This window comes from Mailhella massiliensis (assembly GCF_900155525.1).
Lineage (GTDB): Bacteria > Desulfobacterota > Desulfovibrionia > Desulfovibrionales > Desulfovibrionaceae > Mailhella > Mailhella massiliensis.
In genome coordinates, this window is record NZ_LT706951.1 from 837,249 (window position 1) to 849,530 (window position 12,282).

Below are 12,282 nucleotides of genomic sequence, written 5' to 3' on the forward strand. Positions count from 1 at the left end.
ATTACTTCTCCACGGACAGACCGGCTTCCGACAGGTCGAGACAGAGGTTCACCGTACTTTCCACGTCGCGCATACTGCTGGGGCAGTAAAAGGCATTGGCGGGGTCCTCATCGCCGACAAGCAGCCCGGCGGCACTGGACATGGGCCGATAGGAAAGGCCGGAAGTATGGTTCCGCGCCTTGCGTGCCCGCTCAAGCCACACGTCGCGCTTTTTTTCCAGCATGGCGCGCACCTGCGCCACCACCTCGCTGCTCTGGGAAACGTCGCTCACACGCTGAAGCAGCCTTTCCATGGCCCGGGTAAGCAGCGTTTCATCGTCGGGCAGCGAAATGGGGGAGGCGTTGGCGTTCATAGGCACGTCCATGAGGCGCACAAGGCTCACAAGCACGCCGGCAAGCCCCCGGTCGAGAGCGCGCCCGGCAAAGGGCGTGACGGAAAGCGCCTCCACATGGCGCTGGAACGCCTCATGATAGCTGTAGAAATCTTCAAAATGCGACATGTCGCGGGGCCTTGCCCAGTTGTAGAGCATGAGCACCAGCCCGGGAGCAGCGCCGGAACGCCCTATGCGGCTGCTCGCCTGAATGTATTCCGAGGTGGTCTTGGGCTGGCCGTGCACCACCATGAGGCCGAGGCGCTCGATATCCATGCCCACGGAAATCATGTTGGTGGCCAGCACCACGTCATAGGGACGCATGTCCAGAGGAAGGTTCTGCACAGGCGCCTGAAAGCGGTTGGAAAGCTGCTCCAGAATGCGGGGAATGTTCCGGCTCGACTGGCGGGAGGTAAGCTCCTCCACCTTGTATATTCTGCGCTGGGCGAGGCCGCGCTGATTTTTGTCGGCCAGCCTGCCGCGCACCACGTCCCCCACAAGGCGGCGCATACCGGCAAGCTCGCGCACGGAATTGAAATAGCCCATGGTGGTCATCCACGGGTCCGCCGCTTCGCCGTACTCGTTGAAAAGCTTCTGTGCGGCGGCCATGACCGTGGCGTACAGGCGCACGGAAACAGGCGGCATACGGTGGCCTATGGCGCACAGGCCCAGATAGCTGCGCCCGGGGAAGGCCTCCGAAACGGGCCTCTCCAGAGAAAAGAAGTTGTCGCGGCTGTCGATGCCCGGGGGTGGGAACACCTCCACCCTGCGGTTGAAGAGCCTGCGTATCTGCTCCTCCGCCCGGCGTATGGTAGCCGTGGAGGCGATAACTTTGGGCCGGACGACAGTGTCGCCCATCTTCCACTCGCAAAGGCTGTCCACGGCATTTTCATACAGGGCCACCATGGAACCGAGCGGCCCGCTGATGAGGTGAAGTTCGTCCTGAATGACCAGGTCCGGCGGGCGCAGCCAGGGGTGCTCCCTGATGGGGGCTTCGGGAGCGGCTTCGTGCTTCTGGTGCACAACGCCCACCTTCTCCTCCACCTCGGGGGAAACAAAGCCGTGCCGGGGGCACAGGCCTTCCACGCGGCCGAAGAGCATTTCCACCTCGCCCTTCCACGGCATCTGGGCGAACTTGTCCACCGTGGAAATGAGGAAGGAAGGCGGGCGGCGGTAGATTTCCTCATCCACCAGCATGACGGGCAGCCCTTCTTCCGGCGACTTTCTGCGGGTGAAGGGGCATGTGCCCGAGCTGTCGCCGCAGTAGGTGACGCACCGGCCGCTCTGCCGCACGCCCTGAAACACATGAACATTGTTTTTGGTGATGGGCGCGCCGCACCACGGGCAGGTGTTCAACTGCAGGGGCGTGCTGTCGCCGGAATGCTGAAACTGCTCACCGAGGGAGCGTTCCGCGCCGTCCAGCGTGTTGGGCGTGGAATGCGCGCCCACCCACAGCCCGAGCCGGAAGGGTTCCTCGCCCCAGGTTTTCACATCCCTGCGGCGCAGTTCCTCGCAGGCGCACATGAGGGCGGAGGCGCGTTGAAACTGCTGCAAGGTGAGCAGGCGCAACGTGTAGCGCATGAACACGGCCACCCCGTGCCCGGCGTCCAGCCCGCCGAGGTCGCCCTGAAGCCGCCGTATGGCCAGCGTATAGGCGGTAAGGCCGAGGTAGGCTTCCGTTTTGCCGCCGCCCGTGGAAAACCACAGAAGGTCGGCCACGGCGCCGTAGCCCTCGCTGCTGCGGTCCTTGTGCAGCGGGTCGGTGAGCGGGGCTATGTTGAGCAGCAGAAAGGCCAGCTGGAAGAGCCTCCAGCTGCGGTTTTTCGGCACGTTCAGCTCATGCAGGAGATTCTTCTTCTGTGCGGCCGTGTACTGGCCTCCCCTCACCCTTGCCGCAAGTATGCTGTGCACGCGCTGGGAACACATGGCGCTGTTGGCGAAACGGAAGGCGCGAAGCGCGTCATCGTTGCCGCGCAGCACGGCAATGCCCTCCTTCAGGCGCTCAAGGGCGCGCAGGGCCGCCTCCTTTGCTCTTTTTGCGGCGGCCTCATGCACCGCATCCTTTTCGGAAAGCTGCAAACCGGCCGCCCATGCGGCATAGGCCGCGGCAATGCGGCTCAGGTTGGCCAAAAGCAGCTCCCCGTCCATGACGGAAAGCGTGTGCATGTCGAGCACGATATCTTTAAGAAGCGGGTCGTCCTCTTCCGTGCGCGGGCTCTGCCCCGGCACGGTGGTCACAGGCAGAAAATCCAGTGAAAGCCTGCGCGCCACGTCCGCAGGATCGCCGGGCTCCCTCTCCGCCGATATGGCGCAGCCCCGGCCCTTGCCGAACACGCCGCAGTGCCGGTACCGCAGGGCCAGATCCTCCATTTCCCGCTTTTCCCCGGGATCCAGCAGGGAAAGGTCGCCCACCGACAGCGGCCGCTGCCTGAAGATGGGGCGGCCCGCCCCCTCCCAGGAATCCACCGCCAGCTCCACCTGAAAAATCCACTTCTTCCCGGTGCGGTCTCTCCGGCCGCGCCTCATGTTGACGATAAAAAGGCTCACATACCAGAGCCCGCCCCTGCGGCGGATATGGAAGGAAAGAACGATATCCTCATCTTCCGGCAGGGGCAGAACGCCGGCCCCCTCCGTGAGGTTCAGCAGCACAGGTTCGTTGCATACGGGCGTGCGCTTCCAGCCGAGCACGCGGGGCTTGCCGTTCTCATCCTCTTCCGAGTGTACGGCATGGTACTGCCCCCAGGCCGCACGCACCCGGAGGCGTTCTTCCGCCCCGTCCACCAGAAAGGTGAACCCGGCCGAGGAGGGAAGCAGGCTGTCCACCAGCGAGGCTTCCTTCTCCGTGCTGCCGTCCGCGCCTTCCGGCCCGGCCATGACAAAGCTTTCCATTTCAAGCCCGGCCTCGTCCTCCCTGTCGGGGGCGGCATCCTCCGCCCGCCCGGGCACGACATCCGGCTTACCGCCGGGGGCCAGCGCACCCACAAGGTACAGGTCGGGCAGGCGCAGTTCCCGGGAGGAAAGTTCCTCCTCCGGCCCGCCCACAGGGCCGAGCATGTCCCGCCTGATAAGGCGTATGAGTTCCTCGCGCAGGGCATAGGGCGTAACGGACATGGCGTTCTCCTCAAATCAGGCTGCCCTGCCGGGCAGGGGCGCGCCTGGTACGTTTTTTTCCGGTCTTTTCCGCGGGTGCGGCGGCCTGTTCCTTTTCAAAGCGCTCCTTATTGAGCAGGGTAAGGCGCCTCAGCACTTCCAGGCGCACCGGTTCGGCAATGGTGCGGCGCACGTTGTCATTGTCCGGGAGATAGCCGACCTCCCGGAAATCGTGGCTCATGTCGAGGTTGCTCCAACCGTAGGCCGCGGCCGCGGCCTTGTCCAGCTCCTCATGCAGCCTGCGCAGCTCTGCCGCGCCGGGCAGGGAGCTTTCCGGGTTGTGCAGGTGATTGTAAAGCGCGGTAAGGCCCATGCCCTCCCTTTTCATCACCTGCGCGCGCAGGCCGTGCAGCTCCTCGGCCACCGTGCGGACAGGCCCGAGCAGAGACGCTTCCGGCCGGGGGAAGGTATCGAAGGCGCTGGAAGGAGTATAACGCAGATCCGATCGCATGGTGGAACACATCTTGCGCGCCCAGGCATGGTGGAAGGAGGTCTGCAGCAGGCCGAACAAGGCATAATCGTCGGAAGCAAACACAAATAACGCATGGGACATTACATATCTGTTTGGAACAAAACAGAACATACCGTATTTTGAAACACCACTAATAACGATCACTTCATTTATTGTATTAAGAGGCTTCCATCCCTGGGAATGCTTTTCAAAGGCGTCGCCCCTGCCGAGGGCATGGTAAAGGGCTGAGGAACGTTCTGCAAACAGCCACCATTGTTCTCGGCGCTGCTTTCGCTTATTTTCAGCCCGTATAGGCCGGACAAGTTCCTGAATCTGTTGAAACGGCAGGCGGTAGGAAGAGGCCCTTTCCTCCTCCCAGTCAAAAAAATTAATGACCCAGCGGGAAGGCCTCTGCTCCGGGTCGGAGGTCACGTCCGCACCGACAAGGTAGGGGAAGAGCACCTCCCTGTTGGCGGCATCGGCCTCCATCCACTGCCGGGCCTGCTCCTCCGTGGTCAGAAAGCCTTCTCCCAGAATGATGCTTCCTTGGAAGGCTATCCCCGCATTCTCCTTGAGCGGCTTAGCCTCCCATTCCTCCTGCCCTGCCTTGAGGAAGGAGGAAATAGCCTCCACCGGCACATCGCCGAGCAGCACGCTCCCGGCGTATTCTTCCCCGCCCGGACGGCGCAGAATGATCTGGCTGGTGGTCACCGTGGCGTTGCCCTCCCACGGCACGTCCGGCCAGGCCGCGCGTATGGCACAGCCTTCCCTCTCCAGCTGGAGCAGCCCCACCTCCCGGGTATCGCCCTGCGCAATGGTGTTGGTGGCAATCAGGCCGAAATCCCCGCCCCGGCGCACAAGGCGCGAGGCCCGCAGGAAAAAGTAGGCCGCAAGGTCGGCCTGCCCGCGCACGCCGCTGCCGATGATGTTGACAAGGTACTCCCTGTAAAAATTCCCCAGATCTTCGCGCATGAGCTGGCTGCCCTTGAAGGGCGGGTTGCCCACAAGCACGTCGAAGCCGGGGTTTTCGCCTTCAAAAATTTCCGGAAATTCCAGCGCCCAGTGGAAGGGCCGGGTAAAGCCGGGGGTGGCGTCCCCGTCGTTCCCCTGCACCAGCCTGCGCCGCCGCGCCTCCACCCACGCTTCCAGCGCTTCGGGCTGCGTGGAAAAATGCGGATCAAGCAGCTCTTCCATAAGCTTTTCCCGGCTGTCCAGACTCAGCGCCCCTCTGGCCGCCACGGTGGCCATGACAAGGGCGTCGGCACGCAGGCGCAGCTTGTGCGTGGCGGCCTCGGCCTTGTCCAGCAGGGCCGCCTTGCGCTCCACGTTCAGAATGCTGTCGGAACGGAGCACTTCCAGCCCCCTGCGGGATTCCAGCGCCTCGTTGACGGCGTTCTGCATATCGGCAAAGCCGAAAAGGTACTGCTGCGTTTCCCCCCGGTTCAGGCTGAATTCCTTAATCTCTTCCATGGAGCTTATGCCCATGAGGGCGTCGCCCGTTCTCAGCGCATGGTCCAGAAAGGTGAAGGGCCTGTTCTTCCACATGGTGGTCAGCCAGAGGGAAAGCTTGGCCATTTCCACGGCCATGGGGTTGTTGTCCACGCCGTAAAGGCAGTTGTCCGCCACAAGGCGGCGCGCCAGAAAAAGTCGCTCTTCGGCATCGGCGGGCACGTCCCGGCCGGGGGCGCCCTTCTCCCACGCCTCCGTCAGCCGTTCTGCAAGGTAGCGGCACACCTGCACGAGAAACGCGCCGGAACCCATGGTCATGTCGCACACCCTGAGGGCAAGGATGCTTTCAGCATCCTTCAGCTTCCATTCCGCGCGGGGCAGGCCCTGCGCCGGGCCTTCGTACACATGGGGTTCCAGCGTGGCGGCCACAAGGCTTTCCGTAATGGGGCGCGGCGTGTAGTGCGTGCCGGTATCCCTGCGCTGGGAACCGGCGGTCACATACAGCCCGCCTTCCGGCACAACGAGGGGCCGCTCGAAACCATCCTCCCGCAGAAGGCCGAGAAAGGGCAGAATGCGATTTTCCAGCGCCTCGTCGCCGTTCAACACGCGGCGAAGCAGCGCCTTTTTCCGCTCCATGCGCTGCTCATCCGGGGCGCGGCTTCTTCCGCGCCCTTCCCCGGCCAGGGCGCTTTTCACTTTGGCCGCCGTAAGGCCCGTAATGTTCGCCATGGCGGAGAAAAAGGCCTCCTCCCCTTCGGCGCTGAGCCGTTCCGCCTCCTCAAGGGGCAGCCAGGGTTCGGCCGCCTTCTTATCGTACTTCAGCCCCAGCAGCACCTGCGGCGCGCGGCGGGCCGTTCTGTCCAGCAGGCCCTCGTACACATGGCCTATCTGTTCCACGTCCAGCGCGCGGAAGGAAAGCCTCACGGCCTCATCCACGCCCGTGGTCGCCCTGTCGCGCAGAAAGAGCACCGATTCGAGCATGTGCAGGATAACCTTGTTGTCCACGGCAAGGGGCCGCGCCTCCACCCTCTTCCACGAGGAGCCTTCCGCCCTGCCTTCCAGGAAGGGATAGGCGTCGGGGTCGAACAGCGAACCGCCGTAGGCTTGCAGGCGCAGACGGTCGTGGGTAACGCCGCCGTACACCGCGCGGAAAAGGGCCAGAAGCCGCACCCAGGCATCGTGCCTTGCGGTGAGCAGCTCTTCCCCGAAGCGGTCCGCCTCTTCCCGCAGGGATTCATACAGGGTGGAGGCCGCATAGGCGCTGTCGTACACCTCATCGCCAAGGAGCATCAGGCCACGCTCTTCCGCAGAAAGCAGAAACACCAGCCGCATCATCACCGTAAGCGCCGCGTCGTACAAACGCCCGGGAGCTATGTGCCCCACAAGCGCGCCCCCGTTCGCACGGTCCAGCGCATCGAGCGCACGCAGAAATTCCGTCATGGCCCCGCGTACCTGAAGGCCCAGCTTGTCGGTCACTTCCTGCTGCTTCTCCGCGCTCTGCTCCATCAGGCGGGTAAGGCTTTCCTCCTCCTTCAGGGAAAAGAAGCGTTGCTTGCACAAAAGCGTGACAAAGGCACGCAGCGTGATGCGCTCTTCCAGCCACAGGCCCGCATCCCAGGTAATGTAGGACGTAGTCCTGTTTTTTGCGGCATACACCAGCGTGTATTTCTCCTCCCCGCAGGCCAGGCCGAGGGGCACGCCGCTCGCCCGGCACAGTTCAGCCATGCGCCTTGCCGGGCTCCACGGACAGCCGGAACCGGAAAGCGCCCTCTCCGGGTCCTTTCCCGGAGCATGGGCAACAAGCAGCACGGGCTTTTTCTCCGCCTCGTCGCAGCATGGCTCCTCATCCAGAGAAAACGAACCCTCCGCAGGCGGCGCAAGCACATAATCCGGCCGCAGCTCTTCCTGAAATTCCGGCAGAAAAAGGCGTATGTCCCCGTATTCCGAGGCAGGCCGGAGCACTTCCTCATCGTACCCCAGCACCTCGGCAAGCACAAAATGCATGAAGGCGCGCGCGGCAGCCTCCGTCCCCGCCTGCGCTTTTTCCTCCCAGGCAAGGCGCAGGCGCGTTGCAAGGCCGTCCTCAAGCGCGTCCAGCCCGTGCGGCAGCTTTTCATTCAGCACGGGCAGCGTAAGAAAGGGGCCGGAAACATCAATAAGCGAAAGCCATTCCTTATGTTCGGCAACGTTGGGCATCAGTGTTCTCCGGCAGTTTGACAGGAGGCGGGAATAAACCAGCATACGGCAAGCGGCAGCAGGTTGGTGCGCGGCGAACCGTAGCGGGCGTGAAGATGCGCGATTTCCTCATCGCATTCCCGGGGAATGTTCCGCAGTCGGCGCTCCAGCACGGCCACGTCGGCGTTGTGTGTCTGTTTTTCCTCGGCGTCCAGCAGCGAAAGCCAGCGCGGCGAGGGGGCCTTCAGCTCCTGCAGCTCCGCCCTGATATTCTTTTCCAAATCGCTCATCACTGCCCTGATGCGGCCTTCCTCCTCGGCCACACGACTGTCGATGCGGCTTTGCAGCGTCTTCACCCTGTCGCCGAGGCGCGCCTCAAGCGCGGCGTACAGCTGTTCCTTCATGGCAGGCCATATGTCGCGCACGGCGTCCTCTTCCTGCACGGCGCGCACGCTCCCGGGCAGGGCCATGGCCGCGTTCCAGAATTTTTCCAGCTCCTGCACGCCCATGCGGGCAAAACGCCCCTCCCTCATGCGCCCCCCGGCCATGATCATTTCCTCAAGAATGCGCTGATTGGTGCTTCCGCTCACAATAATGCGGCCGAGAAGCACCACCACGGGAGCCGACGTAAGCGAGGAAGGCACCTGACGCACGGCGGCCCGGTGCAGGCGGCAGCTCATGGGCGAAGCCCACAGCTGGGAACGCAGCGTCTGCAGGCTCAGGTTCACCAGGCGGTGATTGAGGTGGGCAAGGACCACGTCGTCCCTGCCGCGGGCAAGGTCGCCGTCGAACACTATGGGCCGCGGCTCGTGCGTGTGGGGGTGCGCGTTGCCTTCCCGGCAGAAGCCCCATGCCCCGGTAAGCGCAGGGAGCATGAACGCACTCCCCTCCGGCAGGCCCTTCACCTTTGCCGGCACAAGCGGCGGCTGACCGGCAAGGCGCAGGGCCACCTCCACCGTATGCCGCACGTTCCCCGGCGTCAGAAGCAGCTTGTGGCGGGTCTGCTCAAGCTTGTCCCGCACGTCGGCAAGGGCTTTTTTAATATCCCTGTCCACCTTCAGCATACGCTGTGCAGCCCGTGCCTCCCGCGCAGCCCTCTCCACCTCGGCATCCTGGTCCGCCCGTGCGGGCGCCCTTCCCGCAGCCCCGCCCACGGCAAGCATGGTCTCTTCCACCTGCTTTGCCAGCACCGGCCCCACCTTGCCGAGGTCCATGCGTATGTTTTCCACCTTCTGCACCACGCGGAAGAGAAAATCCATGTCCGCCTTCAGCATGGCGGCTCCCTCGCCCCGGCCGGCTTCTTTGCCGCCTGCGGCGATGAAGTGATAAATGTCCACCTTGGGCGCGCGCTGGCCGTGGCGGTCTATGCGGCCGTTGCGCTGCTCCAGCCTGCCGGGATTCCAGGGAATTTCATAATGAATAAGGTGGGAACACCAGTTCTGAAGGTTGATGCCTTCGGAGGCCGCATCCGTACCGAGTAGAATGCGCACGGCAGCCTGCCCGGGCGAAGCCTGAAACGCGGCCTTGACGGCCTCCCTCTCGTCGGAAGGCGTGGAACCGTTGATGAGGCGGAGCCTCTCCCCGCCGAGCCCCACCGCGCACAGAAGTTCCGCAAGGTAATTCTGCGTGTCGCGGTATTCCGTAAAAATCACCACCCGCGTATCGTTCCAGCGCCCCTCCGGGCACAGGTTCTCCTTCAACCAGCGCACGAGCGCCCGGGCCTTGGCGTCGCTGTGCCTTGCCGCCTCGGCCGCCTTCTTCTGCATTTCCAAAAGCAACGTCCATTCCTCATCGGCCGCCGTGGCGCCCATGGCCCCGCTGGAAAAAGCCATGGCGTCGCGCTCCATCTCCGCTCCTTCGTCATCGACAAGCTCGTCCATGTCGGGCAGGCGCATATGCAAAAACGCCGCGTCGGAAACCGCGCCCTTCTTCCTGCCTTCCACATGGGTATCCACCGAAGAGGAAAACGCATACGGCGAAGAAAAGAAGCGCTTTTTCAAAAGCTTCATCACAAACTGCACGGCCCTTCCCGCAGTAGCGGAAGCGGCGTGCCGGGCGGCGCACAGGGCGCAGTAGCGTTGCAGCAGGCCGTAAAGCGCAACCTCGCTTCCGCCGTACTCCACTTCCAGCGCCTGCACCCGGCGCGCGGGAAAGCGGGGCCTGCCGAACGCATCCACAATCTCCGTCTTCATGCGGCGGACAAGCACCTGGGAAAGCGCGCCCCTGTCCGGGTCCATGCCGCGGACGAAGCGCTGATCGTCAAGAATTTCCAGCAGCGCGGAAAACGATTCCCGGTAGCCGTTATGGGGCGTGGCGGTCAGAAACATGCGGTGTTCAAAGTGCGGGCTTATGGTGCGTATGGCCTTTGTCCGCAGGGAGGCCTTCACATAGTTCAGACTTCCGGCAGGGGCGATGTTGTGGGCCTCGTCCACAATAAGCATGTCGTAGCGGCGCGGCCAGCGCTTTTCCCCTTCCGCAGGCAGCGTTTCGCAAAAACGCTGAAGCACGCGATCCTGCTTCAGATAGTCGATGGAGGTGATGAGCCGCGGAAAATGCGTCCACGGGTTGACGTGTATCCCCCTCTTGCGCCGCAGAAGAGAAACACTCTCGCTGTTGATGATGCGGAACTCCAGCCCGAACTTGTCGCGCATTTCCTCCTTCCACTGAACCTGAAGGGAGGAAGGGCACACCACCAGCACCGTGTTCAGCCGGTTGCGGAGCATCAGCTCCTCCACCACCAGCCCGGCCTCTATGGTCTTGCCGAGGCCCACGTCGTCGGCAAGCAGCAGGTTCACCCGGGGCATGGTCAATGCCTTCGCCACAGGTTCGAGCTGATAATCCTCCGGTTCTATGCCGCTGCGGAACGGCGCCTGCATGGAGCTGTGGTCCATCTGCGAAACCACGCCCCAGCGCACGGCATGAAGAAAGGCGTCCAGGTCATCGGGGGCATCGAACTTCTCCAGCGCAGGGAGCGACGAATGCTCCCGCACCTCCGCGCCCGGTTCCATTTCCCACACCACAAAAAGGCGTTCATCCAGCGAATTTTCATCCAGACAGGCAAGATGAACAAGGTGCTGCACCCCTTCCGCATCAAACGCGGCCTGCGGCGAAATGCTTTCCACAAGATAGGGGCGCCCCCGGACAAGAACGGTCTGCCCGACCTGAGGTATGGATTCCATGCGACTGCTCCTTAAACATACATCTCCCCTATAATAGAAAAAAGCCCCTCAGGGAGCAAGAAGCAGCATGGGAAAAAGCTTCCTGAAATACGATTCGCATCCCCAGGAAAAAATAACTCCGGCCTCATCATGGCACACAGGACATGACCCATATTCAATATTGTATATCGCCATCATATTCTCTTTCAACGGCAATAAGAACCCTCCTTCCGCTTTCCAATATTTTCTTTATTATTTCTTCAAGAAACTTTGACTGCATGGAATTCGTCCCTATCCATGCATCAGCTACAAGAGCAATAAATTTTGTATTATCAAAATATCTTTTGACATTTAAATAAGAAAGAGCCTTTCCTCCTCTCGGGCCATCCAGATCATGGCCGGATAAAAGCCTTTTCCAATAATCCAGGGGAATATACATTCCTTTAATAAGAGAAGTATTATCCGGGTCAAACACAATTCTTGGGCAGAATTTGAAAAAAAACGGATTCTCAGAAAGCCTGTAATCATGACCTGCAGATGAATTTTGCATCCCTGACATGGTTTGCATCATGATATCCATACGTTTTATTTCTTCATCCATCTGTGCATCAGGAAGACGGAAAACATAGTCTTTTGAGGAACTTTTTTCCATGGCTTTATATTGAACGAATATAAAACTCTTATATTTTTCATGATAATAGATAAGGTCAACACCAAGAAGTTCTTCAAGCGGCCGCCGGTTGGCAAGGATAACCGTAAGATCTGTCCGCCCATCGGAAAACAGTGCGGAGCCATGAACATAGTCTTTGATTTTTGAAAAGCCGGGCACCATATTTAAATCATGTATAATCATCTCGTCTTCCCTGAGGCGGACCGAAGGAAGACCTTCAAGAAAAGAAACCGGCCCGGTTTGAGGAGAATAATCCCAGCCCGCAGCCTGCCCCCGGTCAAGCCCGGCTATTTCCAACGACATGAGAAGTGCTTCCTTTTCTTCCGCCAGAACCCGCTTCGCTTTTTCATTAAGACGACGAATTCTTTCATTCCGTCGTTCATCAAAACGGAGCAGTCTCCCGCGAAGCTCGGGAATCATTTTCAGAAGTTTCTTCAGAACAAAGGAAAACGCCGCTTCCGTCAGCAGGCCTCCTTTCAAGAATCGCTTTTCGGCGGCAGAAAGGCTTCTTCGGGGCATCCCTTCCAACAACCTGCGTATGTCTAAAGGTCTCGGCAGTCTGTATATTTCCGTCATATTAAGACGGCGCAAGCCGGTTCCTGCCCGATGTCCCTTTTTTCCTATGGCTACGGCAATAAGTTGCGTTGTATTTTTCGACGTAATCAAACAAACAAGGGGGGATGAACGCTGGTAGGAAAAATCTTCCACCGGTTCGGCAAACTCCGCTTCAAAATTTGCTTCAAAAAGCTGTCGCCTTGCTTCTGAAAGGCATACGACATATCCTTTTACCTGGTTCATATCAACCTCATAATATATTTTATAAATGGGCATTATTATCAAATAAGTTTTTTATTTTGTC

Annotated in this window: 4 protein-coding genes; all 4 read right to left on the bottom strand. The window is 60.8% G+C overall.

The genetic code is table 11. The features are described 5' to 3' along the window. Position 1: 1 nt before the first annotated feature. Positions 2-3,481: a DISARM system helicase DrmA gene (gene drmA / locus CZ345_RS09430; protein WP_077072875.1), complete on the bottom strand. Its 3,480-nt coding sequence runs from the start codon at positions 3,479-3,481 to the stop codon at positions 2-4. A 10-nt stretch (positions 3,482-3,491) separates the two neighbouring features. Then, on the bottom strand, positions 3,492-7,616 hold the full coding sequence (locus CZ345_RS09435; RefSeq protein WP_077072876.1) for an Eco57I restriction-modification methylase domain-containing protein: 4,125 nt from the start codon (positions 7,614-7,616) through the stop codon (positions 3,492-3,494). Beyond that, positions 7,616-10,774, bottom strand: coding sequence for a DISARM system SNF2-like helicase DrmD (drmD, locus tag CZ345_RS09440; protein WP_077072877.1), 3,159 nt, complete (start codon positions 10,772-10,774; stop codon positions 7,616-7,618). The genes CZ345_RS09435 and drmD overlap by 1 nt, the downstream gene beginning before the upstream one ends. Positions 10,775-10,928: 154 nt before the next feature. Next, on the bottom strand, positions 10,929-12,221 hold the full coding sequence (locus CZ345_RS09445) for a hypothetical protein (RefSeq protein WP_144277308.1): 1,293 nt from the start codon (positions 12,219-12,221) through the stop codon (positions 10,929-10,931). Positions 12,222-12,282: the final 61 nt, after the last annotated feature.